The following is a 19,094-nucleotide window of genomic DNA, read 5'->3' as shown; positions in this document are numbered from 1 at the left end:
TCATGTCTCCTTGGGTTGGGTCGTGGGTGAATGCGCGCGCGCCGGGATGGCGCTGGCGCCGGAAAAGGGTTTGACGAGCCGCCCGGCGACCTCCAGCCGCACCGCGGCGGTGGGCGCCACGCGGCAGGCCAGGGTGTAGCCCTGCGCCTCCTCGTCGGCACTGACGTGGGCGCGGCTGACCGGGCCGAGGGCGCGCACGCTGCCCTCGACGATGCGCACCTTGCACACGCCGCAGCCGCCGTTGACGCAGCCCACCGGGATGCCGCGCCGCCCCAGGCGCAGCATGCCCCTGAGCAGGCTCTCGTCGCCGGCGCAGGCGTAGCACTCGCCGGTCTGCGCGACGTGCACCTGCAGCGTGGGTCGGGGGCTGAACTGCACCGTCAGACTCGCTTGAACAACGGGCTGCGCGCACCTTGCGCGTCGGCCGCCGAGATGAACTTCTCGGTGTAGATGTCGCGCTCGAACAGGCGCCCCTGCATCAGCGTGGCGATGCACGCCTCGATCATGGCCGGCGGGCCGCACAGGTAGGCCTTGTGGCCGGCGAAGCCGCCGTCGAAGTGCGCCTTCGCCGCCTCGTGCACGAAGCCGCGGGCGCCCGTCCAAGCCGAGCCTTCGGGCTCGCCGGACAGCGCGGGCAGGTAGTGGAAGTTCGGGTACGCCTCGGCCAGCGCGCGGAACTCGGCGTCGTAGTACAGCTCCTCGCCCGTGCGCTGGCCGTAGACCAGCGTGATCGGCTCGGTGCAGCCGGAAGCCAGCAGCTCCAGGATCATCGAGCGCGGGCTCGACAGGCCCGAGCCGCCCGCCATGAACAGCATCGGCAGGCCAGCCGAACGGCGCACGAAGAAGCGGCCGTAGGGCCCGGCCAGGCGCAGGCGGCCGCCCTCCTTCGCCGACTCGTGCAGCCAGGTGGTGCCGGCGCCGCCGGGCACGTGGCGCACGTTCAGCTCGATGCGCGCCGCCTCGCCGTTGGCATCCGGCGGGTTGGCGATGGAGAAGGCGCGGCTCTGCCCCAGGCCGGGGATCTCCAGCTGCACGTACTGCCCCGCCTGAAAACGGATCGGCTTGTCCAGTGCCAGGTGCAGCGCCTTGATGGTCGGCGTGAGCGCCTCGATACGCTCCAGCGTGGCCGCGAAGTCGCGCACCGGGATGACGGCGGCGTCGGGCTCCTCGTCGATGTCGGCCTCGATGGTGGCGTCGCACTGCAGCGTGGCGCAGCAGGCCAGCGTCTTGCCGTCGTCGCGCTCGAAGTCCATCAGCGCGAAGGGGTTGGCCGCGCCGTGCTCCACCTCGCCGTCGCACACCTGCACCTTGCAGGTGCCGCACAGGCCGTGGCAGCAGGCATGCGGCAGGTAGATGCCCTGGCGCAGCGCGGCGTCGAGGACGGTCTGGCCCTCCTCGACGTCGATGGTCGCGCCCAGGGGCTCGATGGTGAGCTGGTAACTCATCGCGGCCTCCGCTCAGGAGAAGGATCCCTCGATGCCCGCCAGGCCCGGCGTGCGGAAGCGGATCGCGTCCTTGTGGCCCAGGCCGTTGTCGGCCAGGCTCTTCGCCGGGTCGGGCGTCCAGGGCTGGCCGGACCTGAACCACTGCACCTGCGACCAATCGATGCGCTCGAAGTCCGGGTGCTCGCCGTAGATGCCGGGCAGCACCTGCTCGGCCAGTGCGCCGAAGGGCATGTCCGGCGGCAGCGGCAGGCAGAAGGGGGCGCAGAACATCAGGTGCTCCTCCCAGCCGATGTACAGCAGCGGTGCAGGGAAGTTCTCGCGCACGTCCTTGGCCGGGAATTCGTAAGGGTGCAGGGCGACGGTGCTCATGCTGCATCTCCTTCGCCGGCGGCCGGCTGCGCATCGCCGCGCCAGGCGGCGAAGTTCTTCTGGTCCTCCGAACCCTCGAAGTCGAAGTTGTCGCGGCCCACGTTCAGCTCGTACCAGTCGAGCACGGCCATCAGCGGGTCGAAGCCGGGCTGCGTCGGATCGACGCCCTCCTTGAAGCAGTGGCCCTGGTAGATCTGGTGCACCGGCAGCCAGGACTGCACGTACTTCTCGGGCTCCTCCTCGACGATGTGCTGGCAGCCGTCGCTGCAGAAGTGGTACTTGTCGCCCAGGTAGCTGGACTCGCGGTAGCAGATCCGGCTGGCGTCTCCCGGCTCGGTGAAGAGCATCGGGATCTGGCAGGTGGTGCACAGCATCGGCAGCGTCTTGTTGTAGAAGCGCTTGCCGGCCTGCTGCTGCGCGCGGTAGTGCAAAAGGCGCGGGCGGTAGTACCTGTCGAAGGTGTCGGGGTACTTCTGCGACAGCCAGTCCAGTTCCTCGTCGCTGGGCACCCAGGTGTGGAAGGGCGCGGCGGCGGCGTAGTTGTAGAAGGTGTTCCAGGCCTGGTGGCTGATGTGGTCCTTGCCCTCGCAGGCGGCCTTCCAGCCCGCGGGCTCGCGGATGCCGTAGCGCGCCAGGTCCCTGAACAGCGCGCCGCCGTTCTGCTCGGCGTACATCTCCCAGGCTTCCTTCCAGCTCATCACGCGCTTGGGCAGCATGTAGTCCTGCATCATGGCCACCAGCGTCAGCACGCGGTAGCCGCGCCAGAACCACTTGTCGATCCACTTCTGCACTACGGCCACGTTGGCCGGGTCCTGCTCCAGCATGAACTTGATGCACTCGATGCCCAGCGTCATGTGACGCGACTCGTCGCTCTGCGCCGAGAAGCCGAAGGTGACGGTGGACATGTCGCCGTTGTGCGCCGCGCCCGACATGAAGGGCACGAACAGCAGGTTGGTCAGCACGTACTCGAAGCTGAAGCTGACGGCGGTGAGGAACTCGAAGGGCCCGGCGGTGAGCGCGTCCTCGAAGAAGGACTTGGGCACCGAGAGGTACCACACGCGGTCGAACCAGTGGTTCGCCTGGTGCATGCCGTTGAAGTACTTGTTGTAGTGGCTCAGCGCATGCGTCTCGGTCTGGAAGTGGCGCAGCTCGTCGATCGACTGCATCTGCGCCGCCACCCGCGCGCCGGCGCCGGTGAAGTGCCGGCCCACGTGCGCGAAGCCGCGGTGCGCGTAGTACTCCAGCGGCGTCACCCCCTGGATGAAGAGCTTCAGCGCGTTGACGTAGCGCGCGTCGGCCACGCCGAGCTGGCCGTTGTTCTGCGCGAAGGCCTCGATGACGGCGTAGAGCTTCTTCTCCTTCTCGCCCTGGTACTTCCAGTAGGCGTCCATGGTCAGGCGGAAGGGGTCCTCCCACTTGTCCCAGTCGTGGATCCTGATGCCTTCGTAGCGGTCGTAGGGGAAGACCTTGTCCATCGGCTGGTAGCTGGTGTCCCAGGCCAGGCCGCGCGTCATGGCGGCGTAGCGCTCCTTCAGGCCCAGCTTCTTCTTGGCGACGCGGGTGTCCATGCGTGTGTCTCCTGTGATGTGTGGGTTCAGTGCCTCCAGCTCAGGGTGAGCTGGTCGTCGTCCTCGTCGATGTGGCCCGAGAGGGTGACGAGGTTGACGTGGATCTGCTGCAGGTCGTAGGCGCGGCCGGTCTGCTCCTCGATCGTGGCGCGGCGGATGGTGAGCCGGCCGGGGGCGTCGATCTTGACCAGGCCCGGCGTGTGCGCCGCGCTGGCATCGGGGTTGTCGGCCAGGATGGCCTCGACCACGGGGCGCGCTTCCTCGTTGTCCTGGAAGGCGATGAAGACGTTGGAGATGCTGCTGCTCATGGCGTGCTCCTCAGACGGCCAGGCCGGCCTTGCGGGCGCGGGCGTCGAGCGCCTCGCGCACGGCCTGCAGCGCGCCGGCGCCCTGCTCGCCCAGCGCCAGGTCGGCCACCGGCGCCAGCGCGGCCTGTGCGGCCTGGGCGTAGGCGGCATACCAGCCGGAGATCAGCGCCAGGTTCTCCGGCGACTCGGCCGCCGCCACCTTGACCACCGCGTCGATCCAGCGCGCGCTCTCGTCGTGCCACTCGGGCATGAAGGCGGTGAGCATCGCCACCGCGGTGCCGCCCTGCAGCGCCAGGTGCTCGTCGACGAACTGGCCGTAGATCAGCGGGTACAGCAGGCCGTCGAGCGCCAGGTTCTGCGCCACGAACAGCTCGAAGGGGTCCTGCAGCACCAGCGTGTCTTCCACGTAGCGGCGCAGCACCTGCCAGCACGGCGCCTGCAGCCAGTCGTTGCGGCCGGCCTCCAGCACGCCGGGCTCGTCCATCACCAGGCCCAGGCGCGTCAGGTACTGGGCCACGCCCAGGTGGTCCATCGCGTGGAACATGGCCGGCGCGGTGAAGGCGGTGCCGTAGCCGCGCGCGCACACGTTGCAGTTGTTCATGTTGCCGCCCCAGGCCACGTGGCGCAGCGGCATCAGCACGGCGCAGGCCCTGGCGCGCAGCGCGTCGGACATCTTGCCCACCAGCCCGCGCGACTCGACGAACTGGTAGTTGGACTCCATCGCGTCCTGCTGGCGCGCGCGGGCCATGGTCCAGGTGGCGTAGTAGTACTGGCGCGGATCGCGCAGCGCGTACCAGTCGGCCATGCGCACCGCCGTGCGGCCGGTGTCGAACAGCTCGAACTCCGGCTCCCAGGTCGGCCGGTAGTGGAAGTTCGCCGCGGGCTGCGCGCCCAGCGTGGCCTCGAGGTAGCGCGACGCGGGCTTGTCGCCGGTGTAGGCCGCCACGCGGGCGAAGGTCTGGCGCAGCGGCTGGATCTCGCGCGCCTGCAGGTCGATGTTCATGGGGCGTTGTCTCCTCGGGGTGAAGGGATTCAGTCGTCGAGCTGCTGCACCCGGTGCGTGCGGCAGAAGGCCTCGAAGTCCGGCTCGGGCAGCAGCAGGTCCACCGACAGCTCGGGCCAGCCGAGCGAGAACGCGAACTCGACGAAGCCGTTGTCGCGCCGGCCCAGCACGCGCACGAAGCGCTGGCTCAGGTCGCAGGCGGGGGGGTCTGTGGCAGGGATGGGCATGGCGTTCTCGTGAGGTCGGCGTTGCGCAGCCTGTTTTGCACGGTGCGTGCCAGTCGCCCAAAAATGTCGATAAATTGAGGGTTTGCCCCTAGGAATCGGCCTGTCCCGGCCGGCATCGGCGGCGTTTCGGCGGATCGCACCCGCCGGCGCGGCGTGATTGCTGCGCAGCAGCATGATGATTTGATGAAGCCCCGCCGGGCGGCTGCATGAAAAGATCAATCCCGGAGCGTCGAGGGATTGCCCCGGGTGGACGGTCCAGGCCAATTTATCGATACTTTCCGACATGCCGCCGCCGATCCCGCCTCTGCCCTCCGACGACGACCTGCGCCGGCTGGTGCACTTCTCCACCGTCGACGGCCGCATCTGGCTGTCGGGCCAGCGCATGCTGCTGGTCCATGCGGCGGCCATCCAGGCGCTGCGGCGCGAGCTGATGAGCAGCATCGGCCCGGCGCACACGCGCCGCCTGCTGATGCGCGCGGGCTACGCCTCGGGCGAGCGCGACGCGCTGCTGGCGCGGCAGGTGCGCCCCGACGCCTCCGTCTTCGATGCCTTCTCGGTCGGGCCGCAGCTGCACATGCTCGAAGGCATGGTGCGCGTGGCGCCGCGCGTGTTCGACCTCGACGAGGCGGCCGGCCACTTCCACGGTGTCTTCCAGTGGGACCACAGCTGGGAGGCCGAGGTGCACCAGCGCGACTTCGGCCCGCAGGACGCCCCCGTGTGCTGGATGCTGCTGGGCTACGCCTCGGGCTACACCAGCGGCTTCTTCCGCCGCCCGGCACTGTTCAAGGAAGTGCAGTGCACCGCCTGCGGCGCCGAGCACTGCCTGATCGAAGGCCGTTTCGTGCACGAGTGGCCCGACGGCGAGCAGCTCGCGCGCGACTACGACCCCGACTCGATGCTGGTGCGCCTGGACGAGCTGCAGTCGCAGGTGGAGGCGCTGCGCACGCAGCTCGAGCCGGCCGACGAACAGGGCCCGCTGCTGGGCCGCTCACGCGCGTTCCAGGAGACGGTGGCGCTGCTGCGCAAGGCCGCGCCGACGCAGGTGACGGTGCTGCTGACCGGCGAGACCGGCGTGGGCAAGGAGCGCTTCGCCCGCGCCCTGCACGCCATGGGCCCGCGCGCCGACAAGCCCTTCGTGGCGGTGAACTGCGCCGCGCTGCCCGCCGAGCTGATCGAGAGCGAACTCTTCGGCGCCGAGAAAGGCGCCTACACCGGCGCCACCGCCGCGCGCGTGGGCCGCTTCGAGCGCGCGCACGGCGGCACGCTGCTGCTGGACGAGCTGGGCGAACTGCCCCTGCCCGCCCAGGCCAAGCTGCTGCGCGTGCTGCAGCAGGGCGAGGTGGAGCGCCTGGGCGCCAGCCAGCCGCGCAAGGTCGACGTGCGCGTGGTGGCGGCCACCAACGTCGACCTGGAGAAGGCGGTGGAGGAAGGCCGCTTCCGCCGCGACCTGCTCTACCGCCTGAACGTCTACCCGATCCGCATCCCGCCGCTGCGCGAGCGCGTGGACGACATCGAGCCGCTGGCCATGCACCTGCTGCACCAGTACGCCGCCGCGCACGGCAAGCGCGTGGCCGGCTTCACCGACCTGGCGATGACCGCGATGCGCCACCACGACTGGCCGGGCAACGTGCGCGAGCTGGAGAACCTGATCGAGCGCGGCGTGATCCTGGCCGTGCACGGCGAGCTGGTGGACGCGCCGATGCTGTTCCCCCAGGCGCCCTCGGCCGACGCCCTGACGCTGAACGCCGCCGGCCAGCTGGAAAGCCCGGCCGTGTGCGCGCCCCCCGCCGGGCTCTACGAGGCGCTGCAGCGCAGCGGCCTCACCCTGGACGCGATGGAAGACGCCCTGATCCGCGAGGCCGTGCAGCGCGCCGGCGGCAACCTGGCCGCGGCGGCGCGCGCGCTCGGCATCACGCGTCCACAGCTCAGCTATCGCCTCTCGCGCCTGCAGGAGCGCGCACGCAATGCCTCCTGACACAGCATGGCCAAACGTTCATTCCTGCCCCTGCGGGCCCTGCCCGCCAACGACGCGCCGGACACCAACGGCTCCCGCACGCTGATCGAGCAGACCTACGCCACGCTGCGCGACGCCATCGTCGAAGGACGGCTGGCGCCCGGCAGCAAGCTGCGCATCGAGCACCTGCGCGTGGCGCACCAGGTGGGCGCCGGCACGCTGCGCGAGGCGCTGACGCGGCTGGTCAGCGACGCGCTGGTCAGCGCCGAGGGCCAGCGCGGCTTTCGCGTGGCGCCCATCGCCATCGAGGAACTGGAGGACATCACGCGGCTGCGCGTGCACATCGAGACCGAGGCGCTGCGGCTGTCGATACGGCACGGCGACGCGGCTTGGCGCGACGCCCTGACGGCGGCCTACGAGGCGCTGTCGGCCGAGGAGCGGCCGATCGCGCCCGGCCGGCGGCGCCAGTGGGAGGTGCTGAACCTGCGCTTCCACGAGGCGCTGCTGTCGGGCCACGCCTCGCCGTGGACGCTGCACGTGCTGCGCCTGCTGTCGCGCCACAGCGAGCGCTACCGCAGCTATGCGATGGGCCTGCCCGGCAGCGAGCGCGACGTGCACGCCGAGCACCGGGAGATCTACGAGCTGGCCATCGCCGGCCTGGAGGCGCGCGCCGCGCTGGCGCTGGAGGCCCACATCTGGGCCACGCCGCACGTGCTGCTGCGGGCGCTGCGCGAAGGCACGGTGGTGCTGCCCGGCAGCGCGCCGGCGACGCTGCGGCAGGCCTGAGAAGGTGTGAACCGAAGACGCGCTCAGGGCGCCTGGTTGATCTCGGCCGACGAGCGCGTCAGCAGCAGCGCCAGGGCGCCCGACAGGGCCGTCACGGTCCAGAAGACGAAGAAGGACAGCGCGTACACGAGCTGGCGGCTCGGCGGCAGCGCCTGACCGAACCACTGCAGCTCGCCCGGATCGACACAGGCGAACACCAGGAACTCGAGCACGCAGGCCGCCAGGAAGGACGACCAGCCCACAGCCATCACGCGGCGCGCCTGCATCGCGGGGCCTCCTCAGGGCTTCGCCGGCGGCAGGTCGCGCGCCGGCGTCATGGCGTGGTTGCGGCCGGTCTGCGCCGGCAGCATGGCCTTGGCGCCCAGCGTGCGGTTGATCTCGACGCCGTGGCGGTAGTAGTCGGCGTCCACCACCGGGTCGGCGCCGTGCACGGCGATCCATGCCGTCACGCAGCCGGCCACCACCACGGCGGCGGGGCCGCCCACCACCATCCACATGATCGGGTGGCGCCACCAGGGCGAGGCGCCTTCGTCGGTCTTCTGGTCGGTCATTGCAGCAAGCCTTTCTTGAAAGCGGAATTCAAAGCGTGAGCGGTCATGGCCGAATGCTTCTCACGCTCTCAGCGCGGCACCAGGAACACGGCCTTCTCGGAGACCTGTGCGCCGCCGCCCTCCTGCCGCACGTCGAAGTGGATGGCGTGCGAGCCGGGCGTGGCGCTGCCGTCCATGATCTGCAGGCGCACCGCCACCCAGCGCGAGTCCGCGGGGCCGATCTCCACCTGCGTCTCGCTGGCCACGGCCAGCCCGTCCAGCCCGCGCGCGTCGATGCGGTAGCGCTGCGGCCGCTCGGTGGCGTTCATGATCTGCAGCCGGTAGACGTTCTCCAGCCGGCCGCCCTCCACCAGCCGCGCCAGCGAGGCGCGGTCGCGCACCACGTCCACCTTCAGCGGCGTGCGCACCACCAGGCTGCCCAGCAGGCCCGCCACCATCACGGCCAGCACGCCGGTGTAGATCAGCACGCGCGGCCGCAGCACGCGGCGCAGCAACTGGCGCGGCGTCCAGCGCGCGGCCATGCCGTTCTGCGTGTCGTAGCGGATCAGGCCGCGCGGATAGCCCACCTTGTCCATCACCGAGTTGCAGGCGTCCACGCACAGGCCGCAGCCGATGCACTCGTACTGCAGCCCGTCGCGGATGTCGATGCCCACCGGGCACACCTGCACGCACAGGCTGCAGTCGATGCAGTCGCCCAGGCCGGCGGCCTTCGCGTCGGCGTCCTTGCGGCGCGGGCCGCGCGGCTCGCCGCGCTGCGGGTCGTAGCTGACGATCAGCGTGTCGCGGTCGAACATCGCGCTCTGGAAGCGCGCGTAGGGGCACATGTACTTGCACACCTGCTCGCGCATGAAGCCGGCGTTGCCGTAGGTGGCGAAGCCGTAGAAGAAGACCCAGAACACCTCCCACGAGCCCATCTGCGTCTGCAGGAAGGCCATGCCGAGGTCGCGGATGGGCGTGAAGTAGCCGACGAAGGTGAAGCCGGTCCACAGCGAGATGCCGATCCAGACCAGGTGCTTGAACCACTTCTTGACCAGCTTCTCCATCGACAGCGGCTCGCCGTCCAGCCGGATGCGGGCGCTGCGGTTGCCCTCGATCTTCTGCTCCACCCACATGAAGATCTCGGTGTAGACCGTCTGCGGGCAGCTGAAGCCGCACCACAGGCGCCCCGCCACCGCGGTGAAGAGGAACAGCGACAGCGCGCAGATGACCAGCAGGCCCGCCAGGTAGATCAGGTCCTGCGGGTACAGCACCAGGCCGAACAGGTAGAAGCGCCGCGCCGCCAGGTCGAACAGCACCGACTGCCGGTCGCCCCACTGCAGCCACGGCAGGCCGTAGAAGACCAGCTGCGTGGCGAAGACCATGATCCAGCGCCAGCGCGAGAACAGGCCCTGGATGCTGCGCGGATAGACCTTCTTCGAGGCGGCGTAGAGCGCGCCGTCCGCCTCCTGCGGCGCGGCGGCGATGGGGATCACCCTGCGCGCGGCGCGCGGCGCCGGCGCGCCCTGCTGCTGGCCGGACTCGTCCATGACGCCCGCCCTCAGCGCGCTGCGACCGGGCGGTTCGACAGGCCCCAGACGTAGGACGCCAGCACCTGGATCTGGGCCTCGGTCAGCCGGCCTTCCTGCGCCGGCATCTCGCCGTGCCGGCCGTTGGTGATGGCCGAGACGATGGCCGCCTCGCCGTAGCCGTGCAGCCAGATGTTGTCGGACAGCCGCGGTGCGCCCAGCGCCGGGTTGCCGCCGCCGGTGGGGCCGTGGCAGGCCGCACAGGCGGCGAACTTGGCCTTGCCCAGGCCGGCGCGCACCGAGTCGTGCGGGCTGTTCGACAGGCTCAGCACGTAGTTCGCCACGTTCTTCACGTCGTCGGCGGTGCCCACCGCGGCGGCCATCGGCGGCATCACGCCCTGGCGGCCCTTGGTGATGGTCTCGACGATCGCGGCCGGCTCGCCGCCGTACAGCCAGTCGTTGTCCGTCAGGTTGGGAAAGCCCCTGCTGCCGCGCGCGTCGGAGCCGTGGCACTGGGCGCAGTTGTTCATGAACAGGCGCTCGCCGATGGCCTGCGCGGCTGGGTCGGCAGCCATCTGCTCGACAGACATCGATGCGAAGCGCTGGTACACGGGCGCCAGTTCGGCCTCGGCCTTCTTCACCTCGGCCTCGTACTGGCCGGCCGAGGTCCAGCCGAGCTGGCCTTCGGCCTTGCCCAGCCCCGGGTAGAAGAACAGGTAGGCCAGCGAGAACACGATGGTGATGACGAACAGGCCCATCCACCACATCGGCATCGGGTTGTTGGCCTCGCGCAGGTCGCCGTCCCACACGTGGCCGGTGGTGTTGTCGGTGCCGGCGGACGGGGTGCGCTTGCGCGCCGTGAGCCACAGCAGCAGCAGGCAGCCAAGGATGCCGAGCACCGAGGCGCCGGCCACATAGTTCGACCAGAAGTTGCTGACGAAATCGCTCATGGGAATGTTCTTGTCGTCGTGGGGTTGGCGAGAACGCGCTCAGTCCTGTTCGAAGGGCAGGCGCGCGGCCTCCTCGAAGCGTTCGCGGTTGCGGCCCGCATAGGCCCAGGCCACGATGCCGATGAACAGCAGGAAACAGATGACGGTGGCGGCTTCGCGCAGGAAGGTGAGGTCCATGACGGCTCCCGGTTCAGGTGACGGCGGCTTACTTGAGCAGGCGGCCCAGCGACTGCAGGTAGGCGATCGTGGCGTCCATCTCGGTCTTGCCCTCGACCTCGGCGCGGGCGCCGGCGATCTCCTCGTCGGTGTAGGGCACGCCCACCTTGCGCAGCGCGGCCATGTGGCGCGGGATGGCGTCCGCGTCCACCGGCGTCTTCTCCAGCCAGGGGTAGGCGGGCATGTTCGACTCCGGCACCACGTCGCGCGGGTTGTTCAGGTGCACGCGGTGCCATTCGTCGCTGTACTTGCCGCCCACGCGGTGCAGGTCGGGGCCGGTGCGCTTGCTGCCCCACTGGAAGGGGTGGTCGTAGACGAACTCGCCGGCCACCGAGTAGTGGCCGTAGCGCAGCGTCTCGGCGCGGAAGGGGCGGATCATCTGCGAGTGGCAGTTGTAGCAACCCTCGCGCACGTAGATGTCGCGCCCCGCCAGCTGCAGCGCGGTGGGCGGCTTCAGCCCGGCGATCGGCTCGGTGGTGGACTTCTGGAAGTACAGCGGCACGATCTCGACCAGGCCGCCGACGGCGACGACCAGCACGATCAGCACGATCATCAGGAAGTTGTTGGTCTCGATCTTCTCGTGGGAGAAGCCGGACTTCTGGCTTGGGGTGCTCATGCTCGTTGTTCTCGCTGTTCGTTCATGCGTGGGCGACGGCCGGGATGGGCGCGCGCGTCGCGCGGCCGCGGGCCACCGTCATCCATGTGTTCCAGGCCATCACCAGCATGCCGCCGAGGAACAGCACGCCGCCGGTCAGGCGCACCACATAGAAGGGGAAGGTGGCCTTGACGCTTTCGGCGAAGGTGTAGGTCAGCGTGCCGTCGGGGTTGATGGCGCGCCACATCAGGCCCTGCATCACGCCGGCGATCCACATCGCCGCGATGTACAGCACGATGCCGATGGTGGACAGCCAGAAGTGCAGCTCGATGGCCTTGACGCTGTGCATCGCGGTGCGGCCGTACATGCGCGGGATCAGGTAGTACAGCGAGCCCATCGTGATCAGGCCCACCCAGCCCAGCGCGCCGGCGTGCACGTGGCCGACGGTCCAGTCGGTGTAGTGCGAGAGCGCGTTGACGGTCTTGATGGACATCATCGGGCCCTCGAAGGTGGACATGCCGTAGAAGGACAGGGCCACGATCAGGAAGCGCAGGATCGGGTCGGTGCGCAGCTTGTGCCAGGCGCCCGAGAGGGTCATGATCCCGTTGATCATCCCGCCCCAGCTCGGGGCCAGCAGGATCAGCGAAAACACCATGCCCACCGACTGCGTCCAGTCCGGCAGCGCGGTGTAGTGCAGGTGGTGCGGGCCGGCCCACATGTAGGTGAAGATCAGCGCCCAGAAGTGCACGATCGACAGGCGGTAGCTGTAGACCGGGCGCTCGGCCTGCTTGGGGATGTAGTAGTACATCATCCCGAGGAAGCCGGCGGTGAGGAAGAAGCCGACGGCGTTGTGGCCGTACCACCACTGCACCATCGCGTCCTGCACGCCCGCATAGGCGGCGTAGCTCTTCATCCAGCCGGCCGGGATGGCGGCGCTGTTGACCACGTGCAGCAGCGCGATGGCCAGGATGAAGCCGCCGTAGAACCAGTTGGCCACGTAGATGTGGCGCACCTTGCGCGTGCCCACGGTGCCGAAGAAGACGATCGCGTAGGCCACCCACACCAGGGTGATCAGGATGTCGATGGGCCACTCCAGCTCGGCGTATTCCTTGCCCTGCGTGTAGCCCAGCGGCAGCGAGATGGCCGCCGCCACGATCACCGCCTGCCAGCCCCAGAAGACGAAGGAGGCCAGCTTGGGCGCGAACAGCGGCACCTGGCAGGTGCGCTGCACCACGTGGAAGCTGGTGCCGATCAGGGCGCAGCCGCCGAAGGCGAAGATCACCGCGTTGGTGTGCAGCGGCCGCAGGCGGCCGTAGCTCAGCCAGGGGATGCCCAGGTTCAGCTCGGGCCAGGTCAGCTGCGCGGCGATGAGGACGCCGACCGCCATGCCGACCACGCCCCAGACCACGGCCATCAGGGAGAACTGGCGGACGACCGTGTCGTTGTAGACCGCCGCGGGTGTGTGGTTTGACTGCATCGTGGGTACGGTGGATGGGACAAAAGCCAGTTTCCGTGCCGGTTCCCGGCATCGGTTTGACGAAGATCAATCGCCGCGCAGAATGCGCTCGCCTTCCTGCTCGATGTCGTCGAACTGGCCACGCTCGACGGCCCACCACAGCCCGGCGACGATGAGCAGCACCAGCACGACCGACAGCGGGACGAGGACGAAAAGGATCTCCATCTTCTTTTCAGTCATCCATGGCGCTGCGCGCCACCCGCAACGGGTGAAACACATCGGCCGTCTCTGTTCCGAAGGCCGCGGAGCAGGCCATGCCAGGGCACCCGAGGAACTGGCTTCGCCAGGCCTCTGGGTGCGCCCCCCTCCAAGCCGAAGGCGCCAGAGAGGGGGGAGCCGCGAAGCGGCTTGGGGGGTGCTTCATTTCGCCAGCCGGGCGCTGTTGAGCACCACCAGCAGCGAGCTGGCGGCCATGCCCAGCCCGGCCAGCCAGGCGGGCATCCAGCCGGCCAGGGCCAGCGGCACGCTGACGGCGTTGTAGGCGGCCGACCAGGCGAGGTTCTGCCGCACCACCCGCAGCGTGCGCCGCGCCTGCGACAGCGTGGCGGGGATGGCCGACAGCGCGTCGCCCAGCACGATGAAGTCGGCCCGCGCGCTGGTCAGCGCGACCGCATGGCCGAAGGCGAAGGAGGCGTCGGCCTGGGCGATCACCGGGCCGTCGTTCAGCCCGTCGCCCACCATCGCCACGCGGCGGCCGGCGGCCTGCATGCGGCGCACGGCGTCGAGCTTGTCCTCCGGCAGGCAGCCGCCGCGCGCCAGGGCGATGCCGGCCCCGGCCGCCAGACGGCGGGCGGCGGCGTCGCGGTCGCCGGACAGCAACTGCACCTGCACGCCCTCGCCGCCCAGCGCGGCCACGGCCTCAGCGGCGTCGGCGCGCAGGTCCTCCTCCAGCACGAAGCTGGCGACCCAGCCGTCATCGCCGCTCAGGTGGACCTGCATGGCGGGCACATCCAGCCGCGGCACGCCGCAGAAGGCGGCCGAGCCCAGCCGCAGCGCGCGCGCCGCGCCGCCGGGCCGGCGGGGGCGCAAGCGGCCCTGCACGCCCTGCCCCGCGTGCTCCTGCGCCTCGGCCAGAACCCAGTTGCTGACAGCGCCCTGGGCGCGCCAGGCATCGGCCAGCGCCTGCGCGGCGGGGTGCAGCGTGGCCTCGGCCAGCGCGGCGGCCAGCGCCAGCGCATCGCCGGGCGGCACGCCTCGGCGGCTGTAGATGCGCGCCAGCCGCGGCTGGCGGCGGGTGAGCGTGCCGGTCTTGTCGAACACCACCGTGTCGACCGCGGCCAGCGATTCGAGCGCCTGCAGCCGGGCCACCAGCACGCCCTGGCGTGCGCGCTCGCCGGCGCTGGCCAGCATCGCCGCGGGCGTCGCCAGCGACAGCGCACAGGGGCAGGTGACGATGAGCACCGAGGCGGCCACCATCAGCGCATGCCCCGGCCCGGCGGGCCACCACCACACGGCGGCCAGCGCGGCGGCGGCCAGCACCGCCACCAGGAAGGGCCGCGCCACGCGGTCGGCCAGCTGCGCCAGCCGCGGCTTCTGCGTGGCGGCGTCCTCCATCAGCGCGACGATCTGGCCGAAGCGGGTGGCCTGCCCCACCGCGCCCACCTGCACCAGCACCGCCGCGCCCAGGTTGTGGCTGCCGGCCAGCACGCGGGCGCCGCAGGGGCGCGGCACGGGCGTGGATTCGCCGGTGAGCAGCGCCTCGTCGGCCGAGGTGTCGCCTTCGATGACCACCCCGTCGGCGGCGAAGGCCTCGCCCGGCCGCACGCGGATCACGTCGCCCGGCGCCAACCGGTGGGCGGCCACGGGGGCGAAGCCGCCGTCCGGGCCGCGGCGCTCCACGCTGTCGGGCAGCCGGCCCATCAGCGCGTCCAGCGCGCCGGCGGTGCGGTCGCGCAGGCGCGCCTCCAGCCAGCGGCCGGTGAGCAGGAAGAAGACGAACATGGTCAGCGAGTCGAAGAAGACCTCGCGGCCCAGCGGCCCGTCGGGGTCGAAGGTGCCGGCCGTGCTGACGAAGAAGGTGATGAGGATGCCCAGCGACACCGGCAGGTCCATGCTGATGCGGCGTTGCCCAAGAAGGCGCAGGGCCGCCCCAAGCCTTCTTGCTCCCCCTCGGGGGGCGGGCCGGCCCACGGCCGGCCCTGGGGGCCTGGTCAGGTCGCGCCAGGCGCCGGAGAAGAAGGGGCCGCAGGCGAACAGCATCACCGGCAAGGTGAGCACCCAGGAGGCCCAGCGCAGCAGCAGCTCGATGTCGCGCGTCATGTCGCCGGGCCCGGCCACGTAGGCGGGCACGGCGTACATCATCACCTGCATCATGCACAGGCCCGAGACCAGCCAGCGGAACAGCGCCCGGCGCGACTCGATGCGGCGGGCCTGCTGGCGCGAGACGTCGCCGGCGGGCACGAAGCGGTAGCCGGCCTGCGCGGCGGCGGCGAACCATTGCGAGGGGCGCGCCTCGGCCGGCGACCACACGATGCGCGCGCGCCGGCTGGCGGCGTTGACGCGCACCGCCTGCACGCCCGGCACGGCGCCCAGCGCGTCCTCGATGGTCATGGCGCAGGCGGCGCAGTGGATGCCCTCCACGGCGACGTGCGACTCCCAGCAGGCCGGTGCTTCGGCGGCGCCCAGCGGGCGGCCGAAGGCGGCCCACTCCTGCGGGTCGTCGAGCAGCGTCCACGACGCGGCGTCGCGGTCGGCGTCCGGCACGGCGCCGCGGCCGGGCCGGGGCGCCGGCGGCGCCGTATCGGTGGCAAGGGCGGCCTGCATCATGGGCGCCCATGGTGCGCCGGGCAGCGGCGAACAGTCTTGACCTGCGTCAATCCGCCGGCAGACGGGCACACTAAGCTGGCACCGCCGTTCACCCGCGGCCTTGCTGCACCGGGCAACAACCCCACGCGACGCCGCAGCATGCGCGCCGCCCGGTGCCGGCACGGCTACAAACGCAACCGTGGCGGCAGGACGCGCCGCCCTGCCCTGAATACCTTCTCATTCCTCCCAAGGAGATACCGCATGAAGATCCTCATCGCCGTCGACGGCAGCCCCTTCACCCGCAAGGCCATCGACTACCTGGCCGGCCACCGCGGCATGTTCGTGGACGGCAACGAGCTGGTCGTGCTGAACGTGTGCGCCGGCATCCCCGGCCACGTGGCGCGCCACATCAGCAAGAGCACGCTGGACGAGTACTACGCCGAGGAATCGGCCAAGGTGATCGACCCGGTCAAGGCCATCCTCGACGGCCACGGCATCGCCGGCTACCAGGTCCTGGCGCGGCACGGCCGCGCGGCGGAGGAGATCGTGCGCGCAGCCAAGGAGGCCGGCGCCGGCCTCATCGTCATGGGCACCCACGGCCACGGCACGATCGGCCGGGCGCTGATGGGCTCGGTGGCGACCAAGGTGATCGCCGAGGCGGGCATGTCGGTGCTGCTGGTGCAGTGAGCCCGCCCCCTGCCGCCCCGCCGCGGGCAGGGCGGCGGCAGGTCAGCCGAACAGGTTCTTGTACTGCCCCCGCAGCAGCGCCTTCTGCACCTTGCCCATGGTGTTGCGCGGCAGGTCTTCCGCCACGAAGCAGCGCTTGGGGATCTTGAAGTTGGCCAGCTTGCCCTTGAGTTCGGCCACGATGGCCTCGGCGTCCAGCGTGGCGCCGGCCCGCGGCACGACGATGGCGATGCCCACCTCGCCGAAATCCGGGTGCGGCACGCCCACCAGCGCGCTCTCGGCCACGCCGGGCAGCTCGTTGATGTAGCCCTCGATCTCGGCCGGGTAGACGTTGTAGCCGCCGCTGATGATCAGGTCCTTGCTGCGGCCGACGATGGTGACGTAGCCCAGGCCGTCGACCTTGCCCACGTCGCCGGTGCGGAAGTAGCCGTCGGCGGTGAACTCCTCCTTGGTCTTCTCCGGCATGCGCCAGTAGCCGGCGAAGACGTTGGGGCCGCTGACCTCGATGTTGCCGATCTCGTCGGTGGCGCACTCCCCGCCCTGGTCGTCCCGCACGCGCAGGCTCACGCCCGGCAGCGGGAAGCCCACCGTGCCGCCGCGCCGCGCGCCCTGCACCGAGGTGTAGGGATTGGAGGTGAGCATGATGGTCTCGCTCATGCCGTAGCGCTCCAGGATGGTGTGGCCGGTGCGCTGCTGCCACTCGGTGAAGGTCTCGATCAGCAGCGGCGCCGAGCCGGAGATGAACAGGCGCATGTCCTCGCACTGCTTGTGCGTGAGCGTGGGCTCGGCCAACATGCGCACGTACAGCGTGGGCACGCCCATGAACACGGTCGCCTCCGGCATGCGGGCGATGACGCGCTTCGGGTCGAACTTCGCGAACCAGATCATCTTGCTGCCGTTGAGCAGCGCACCGTGGATGGCGACGAACAGGCCGTGCACGTGGAAGATGGGCAGCGCGTGCAGCAGCACGTCGCCGTGGGTCCAGCCCCAGTAGTCCTTCAGCACCTCGGCGTTGGACAGCAGGTTGCGGTGCGTGAGCATCGCGCCCTTGCTGCGGCCGGTGGTGCCGCTGGTGTAGAGGATGGCGGCCAGGTCGTCGGGCTTCTTCACCGCGATGCGGTGCTCGTCGCTGCACTGGGCGGCCATCTCCAGCAGCGTGCCGGTGCGGTCGTCGTCCAGGGTGAAGACGTGCCGGGTCTTCGCCTTCTGCGCGATGGGCCCGACCCAGGGCGCATTGCGGCTGGTGCACACCACCACCTCGGGCTCGGCGTTGGTGACGAAGTACTCGATCTCCGCGCTCTGGTAGGCCGTGTTCAGCGGCAGGAAGACGTAGCCCGCCCGCAGCGTGGCCAGGTACAGCAGCATGGCCTCGACCGACTTCTCCACCTGCACCGCGATGCGCGCGCCCTCCTTGAGCTTCAGGGCGACCAGCAGGTTGGCGATCATGGCGCTGGCTCGGTCCAGGTCGCGCCAGGAATAGGCCAGGCCGTCGTCCGTCTCCACGGCAATGGCGTCCAGGTCGTGCGGGAAGGCCGCGCGCAGGGCGGCGAAGAGGTTGGCGTTGGCGGAGGAGGAAGTCGGGCTCATGGTGTGCTGCTGCGAAATGGCAGGCCGCCGCCCGGAGGCGGCGGCGGTTCTTTTTCTGCGGATGGCGGCGAAGGGCCGGTTCTACTCCAGTTTGGCCCCCGAGGCCTTGACGACCCCTGCCCAGCGGCGGACTTCGCTGCCGACGAACTGGCCGTAGGCCGCGCCGGTGAGGTTCGGGATCTCCGAGCCGTTGCTGGTCCAGATGGTGCGCGTCTCGTCCGTCGCCAGGGCCTTGCGCATGCTCTCGGTGATGCGCGCCACCGCCTCGGGCGGCGTGCCCTTGGGCGCCCACAGGCCGTACCAGGTGGTGACGGTGTAGTCCGGCAGGCCCACCTCGCTGGCGCAGGGCACGTCGGGGAAGGCCGGGTTGCGCTGGCTGCCGGCGACCATCAGCGCCTTGATGCGCCCGGCCTTGATGTGCTGGGCCGAGGAGCCCAGGCCGTCGAAGCCGCAGTCCACGTTGCCGGCGATCAGGTCCTGCAGCATCGGCCCGGCGCCGCGGTACGGGATGTGGGTGATGAAGGTGCCCGTCTGCAGCTTGAACAGCTCGCCCGCCAGGTGGTGCGAGGTGCCGGCGCCGGCGCTGGCGTAGTTGAGCTTGCCGGGGTTCTTCTTGGCGTAGGCGACGAACTCCTGCAGCGTGTTCTGCGTGACGCGGCGCGGGTTGACCACCACCACCTGCGGCACGTTCGCCAGCAGCATGATGGGCACGAAGTCCTTCTCGATGTCGTAGTCCAGCCTGGGATAGATGGACGGCGCGATGGCATGGTGCACCGCGCCCATGAACAGCGTGTAGCCGTCCGGCTGCGCCTTGGCGGCGATGCTGGCGCCCACGGTCCCGCCGGCGCCGCCGCGGTTGTCGATCACCAGCGTCTGGCCGGTGGCCTTGGAGAACTGGGCGGCGAGCGGCCGCGCGAAGGCGTCCGTGCCGCCGCCGGCCGGAAACGGCACCACCAGCGTCACCGGCTTGGAGGGCCAGTTGGCGTCGGCGCGTGCCCCGAAGCCGGCCAGGGCGGCGCCCGCGGCCGCCAGGCGCAGCATGTCGCGCCGTTGCATGTCATGGATCATGGTCTCTTGTCTCC

21 protein-coding genes are annotated in these 19,094 nt (G+C 70.5%); 3 read left to right on the top strand and 18 right to left on the bottom strand.

The annotated features are described in order from the left end of the window. From Q392_RS08455 to Q392_RS08425, 7 genes are read right to left on the bottom strand one after another with little or no spacing between them, the layout of a single operon-like run. Nucleotides 1-384 carry a 2Fe-2S iron-sulfur cluster-binding protein gene (locus tag Q392_RS08455; RefSeq protein ID WP_425425173.1) on the bottom strand — a complete coding sequence of 128 codons (384 nt, stop codon included), beginning with the start codon at nt 382-384 and terminating at the stop codon, nt 1-3. Continuing rightward, on the bottom strand, nt 381-1,445 hold the full coding sequence (locus Q392_RS08450) for an NADH:ubiquinone reductase (Na(+)-transporting) subunit F (RefSeq protein ID WP_038204580.1): 1,065 nt from the start codon (nt 1,443-1,445) through the stop codon (nt 381-383). The genes Q392_RS08455 and Q392_RS08450 overlap by 4 nt, the downstream gene beginning before the upstream one ends. A 12-nt stretch (nt 1,446-1,457) precedes the next feature. Next, nucleotides 1,458-1,814 (bottom strand): phenol hydroxylase subunit P4, encoded by a 357-nt coding sequence (locus Q392_RS08445; RefSeq protein ID WP_038204578.1) that lies wholly within the window; start codon nt 1,812-1,814, stop codon nt 1,458-1,460. Next, entirely contained in the window at nt 1,811-3,382 is a 1,572-nt protein-coding gene (locus tag Q392_RS08440; RefSeq protein ID WP_038204575.1) for an aromatic/alkene/methane monooxygenase hydroxylase/oxygenase subunit alpha, read from the bottom strand. The genes Q392_RS08445 and Q392_RS08440 overlap by 4 nt, the downstream gene beginning before the upstream one ends. 26 nt (nt 3,383-3,408) lie before the next feature. Next, nucleotides 3,409-3,678 (bottom strand): MmoB/DmpM family protein, encoded by a 270-nt coding sequence (locus Q392_RS08435; protein WP_038204808.1) that lies wholly within the window; start codon nt 3,676-3,678, stop codon nt 3,409-3,411. Nucleotides 3,679-3,700: 22 nt separating this feature from the next. Further along, a complete protein-coding gene (locus tag Q392_RS08430) occupies nt 3,701-4,693 on the bottom strand; it encodes a ferritin family protein (RefSeq protein ID WP_038204572.1) in 993 nt (330 codons plus the stop codon). Nucleotides 4,694-4,722: 29 nt separating this feature from the next. After that, nucleotides 4,723-4,920 carry a phenol hydroxylase subunit gene (locus tag Q392_RS08425; protein ID WP_038204556.1) on the bottom strand — a complete coding sequence of 66 codons (198 nt, stop codon included), beginning with the start codon at nt 4,918-4,920 and terminating at the stop codon, nt 4,723-4,725. A gap of 283 nt (nt 4,921-5,203) precedes the next feature. Between Q392_RS08425 and Q392_RS08420 the strand changes: the two genes are divergently transcribed. Together Q392_RS08420 and Q392_RS08415 are read left to right on the top strand one after the other, a co-directional pair. Continuing rightward, on the top strand, nt 5,204-6,895 hold the full coding sequence (locus Q392_RS08420) for a sigma-54-dependent Fis family transcriptional regulator (RefSeq protein ID WP_038204553.1): 1,692 nt from the start codon (nt 5,204-5,206) through the stop codon (nt 6,893-6,895). Nucleotides 6,896-6,901: 6 nt separating this feature from the next. Next, entirely contained in the window at nt 6,902-7,660 is a 759-nt protein-coding gene (locus Q392_RS08415; RefSeq protein ID WP_038204550.1) for a GntR family transcriptional regulator, read from the top strand. Nucleotides 7,661-7,683: 23 nt separating this feature from the next. Here Q392_RS08415 and Q392_RS08410 read toward each other — a convergent pair whose 3' ends face one another. The 9 genes from Q392_RS08410 to Q392_RS08370 all read right to left on the bottom strand — a co-directional run bounded on the left by Q392_RS08410 (nt 7,684) and on the right by Q392_RS08370 (nt 15,756). Next, nucleotides 7,684-7,926 (bottom strand): hypothetical protein, encoded by a 243-nt coding sequence (locus Q392_RS08410; protein ID WP_038204547.1) that lies wholly within the window; start codon nt 7,924-7,926, stop codon nt 7,684-7,686. 12 nt (nt 7,927-7,938) lie between these two features. Beyond that, on the bottom strand, nt 7,939-8,211 hold the full coding sequence (locus Q392_RS08405) for a FixH family protein (protein ID WP_038204544.1): 273 nt from the start codon (nt 8,209-8,211) through the stop codon (nt 7,939-7,941). A gap of 68 nt (nt 8,212-8,279) precedes the next feature. Further along, nucleotides 8,280-9,737, bottom strand: a complete 1,458-nt coding sequence (ccoG, locus tag Q392_RS08400) for a cytochrome c oxidase accessory protein CcoG (RefSeq protein WP_051953094.1) — start codon at nt 9,735-9,737, stop codon at nt 8,280-8,282. Between the two features lie 11 nt (nt 9,738-9,748). Next, a complete protein-coding gene (gene ccoP, locus Q392_RS08395) occupies nt 9,749-10,666 on the bottom strand; it encodes a cytochrome-c oxidase, cbb3-type subunit III (protein ID WP_038204542.1) in 918 nt (305 codons plus the stop codon). 39 nt (nt 10,667-10,705) lie between these two features. Beyond that, nucleotides 10,706-10,843, bottom strand: coding sequence for a CcoQ/FixQ family Cbb3-type cytochrome c oxidase assembly chaperone (locus tag Q392_RS08390; protein WP_038204539.1), 138 nt, complete (start codon nt 10,841-10,843; stop codon nt 10,706-10,708). Between the two features lie 28 nt (nt 10,844-10,871). After that, nucleotides 10,872-11,498 (bottom strand): cytochrome-c oxidase, cbb3-type subunit II, encoded by a 627-nt coding sequence (gene ccoO, locus Q392_RS08385; RefSeq protein ID WP_038204536.1) that lies wholly within the window; start codon nt 11,496-11,498, stop codon nt 10,872-10,874. Nucleotides 11,499-11,520: 22 nt separating this feature from the next. Further along, nucleotides 11,521-12,954: a cytochrome-c oxidase, cbb3-type subunit I gene (gene ccoN, locus Q392_RS08380; RefSeq protein WP_038204533.1), complete on the bottom strand. Its 1,434-nt coding sequence runs from the start codon at nt 12,952-12,954 to the stop codon at nt 11,521-11,523. Between the two features lie 66 nt (nt 12,955-13,020). Beyond that, on the bottom strand, nt 13,021-13,158 hold the full coding sequence (gene ccoS, locus Q392_RS08375) for a cbb3-type cytochrome oxidase assembly protein CcoS (RefSeq protein ID WP_038204530.1): 138 nt from the start codon (nt 13,156-13,158) through the stop codon (nt 13,021-13,023). Nucleotides 13,159-13,353: 195 nt separating this feature from the next. Then, the gene (locus tag Q392_RS08370; RefSeq protein ID WP_038204804.1) at nt 13,354-15,756 is read right to left on the bottom strand and encodes a heavy metal translocating P-type ATPase; all 2,403 of its coding nucleotides are present in this window, start codon (nt 15,754-15,756) and stop codon (nt 13,354-13,356) included. A gap of 243 nt (nt 15,757-15,999) precedes the next feature. Between Q392_RS08370 and Q392_RS08365 the strand changes: the two genes are divergently transcribed. Next, nucleotides 16,000-16,425: a universal stress protein gene (locus Q392_RS08365; protein ID WP_038204519.1), complete on the top strand. Its 426-nt coding sequence runs from the start codon at nt 16,000-16,002 to the stop codon at nt 16,423-16,425. Nucleotides 16,426-16,467: 42 nt separating this feature from the next. Here the strand turns inward: Q392_RS08365 and Q392_RS08360 are convergent, their stop codons facing one another. Together Q392_RS08360 and Q392_RS08355 are read right to left on the bottom strand one after the other, a co-directional pair. Further along, nucleotides 16,468-18,012 carry a malonate--CoA ligase gene (locus Q392_RS08360; protein WP_038204508.1) on the bottom strand — a complete coding sequence of 515 codons (1,545 nt, stop codon included), beginning with the start codon at nt 18,010-18,012 and terminating at the stop codon, nt 16,468-16,470. Nucleotides 18,013-18,093: 81 nt separating this feature from the next. Beyond that, nucleotides 18,094-19,080, bottom strand: coding sequence for a Bug family tripartite tricarboxylate transporter substrate binding protein (locus Q392_RS08355; RefSeq protein ID WP_038204505.1), 987 nt, complete (start codon nt 19,078-19,080; stop codon nt 18,094-18,096). Nucleotides 19,081-19,094: the final 14 nt, after the last annotated feature.

The organism is Xenophilus azovorans DSM 13620 (assembly GCF_000745855.1).
GTDB classification, from domain to species: domain Bacteria; phylum Pseudomonadota; class Gammaproteobacteria; order Burkholderiales; family Burkholderiaceae_C; genus Xenophilus; species Xenophilus azovorans.
Note: the sequence above shows the minus strand (reverse complement) of the source record. Positions and strands in the feature narration are given on the sequence as shown.

Bases quoted from the DNA above. Each gene is read 5' to 3' on its own strand.
- Q392_RS08450 (WP_038204580.1), bottom strand. From the start codon at position 1,445: ATGAGTTACCAGCTCACCATCGAGCCCCTGGGCGCGACCATCGACGTC.
- Q392_RS08445 (WP_038204578.1), bottom strand. From the start codon at position 1,814: ATGAGCACCGTCGCCCTGCACCCTTACGAATTCCCGGCCAAGGACGTG.
- Q392_RS08440 (WP_038204575.1), bottom strand. From the start codon at position 3,382: ATGGACACCCGCGTCGCCAAGAAGAAGCTGGGCCTGAAGGAGCGCTAC.
- Q392_RS08430 (WP_038204572.1), bottom strand. From the start codon at position 4,693: ATGAACATCGACCTGCAGGCGCGCGAGATCCAGCCGCTGCGCCAGACC.
- Q392_RS08425 (WP_038204556.1), bottom strand. From the start codon at position 4,920: ATGCCCATCCCTGCCACAGACCCCCCCGCCTGCGACCTGAGCCAGCGC.
- Q392_RS08420 (WP_038204553.1), top strand. From the start codon at position 5,204: ATGCCGCCGCCGATCCCGCCTCTGCCCTCCGACGACGACCTGCGCCGG.
- Q392_RS08415 (WP_038204550.1), top strand. From the start codon at position 6,902: ATGGCCAAACGTTCATTCCTGCCCCTGCGGGCCCTGCCCGCCAACGAC.
- Q392_RS08410 (WP_038204547.1), bottom strand. From the start codon at position 7,926: ATGCAGGCGCGCCGCGTGATGGCTGTGGGCTGGTCGTCCTTCCTGGCG.
- Q392_RS08405 (WP_038204544.1), bottom strand. From the start codon at position 8,211: ATGACCGACCAGAAGACCGACGAAGGCGCCTCGCCCTGGTGGCGCCAC.
- ccoG (WP_051953094.1), bottom strand. From the start codon at position 9,737: ATGGACGAGTCCGGCCAGCAGCAGGGCGCGCCGGCGCCGCGCGCCGCG.
- ccoP (WP_038204542.1), bottom strand. From the start codon at position 10,666: ATGAGCGATTTCGTCAGCAACTTCTGGTCGAACTATGTGGCCGGCGCC.
- Q392_RS08390 (WP_038204539.1), bottom strand. From the start codon at position 10,843: ATGGACCTCACCTTCCTGCGCGAAGCCGCCACCGTCATCTGTTTCCTG.
- ccoO (WP_038204536.1), bottom strand. From the start codon at position 11,498: ATGAGCACCCCAAGCCAGAAGTCCGGCTTCTCCCACGAGAAGATCGAG.
- ccoN (WP_038204533.1), bottom strand. From the start codon at position 12,954: ATGCAGTCAAACCACACACCCGCGGCGGTCTACAACGACACGGTCGTC.
- ccoS (WP_038204530.1), bottom strand. From the start codon at position 13,158: ATGGAGATCCTTTTCGTCCTCGTCCCGCTGTCGGTCGTGCTGGTGCTG.
- Q392_RS08370 (WP_038204804.1), bottom strand. From the start codon at position 15,756: ATGCAGGCCGCCCTTGCCACCGATACGGCGCCGCCGGCGCCCCGGCCC.
- Q392_RS08365 (WP_038204519.1), top strand. From the start codon at position 16,000: ATGAAGATCCTCATCGCCGTCGACGGCAGCCCCTTCACCCGCAAGGCC.
- Q392_RS08360 (WP_038204508.1), bottom strand. From the start codon at position 18,012: ATGAGCCCGACTTCCTCCTCCGCCAACGCCAACCTCTTCGCCGCCCTG.
- Q392_RS08355 (WP_038204505.1), bottom strand. From the start codon at position 19,080: ATGATCCATGACATGCAACGGCGCGACATGCTGCGCCTGGCGGCCGCG.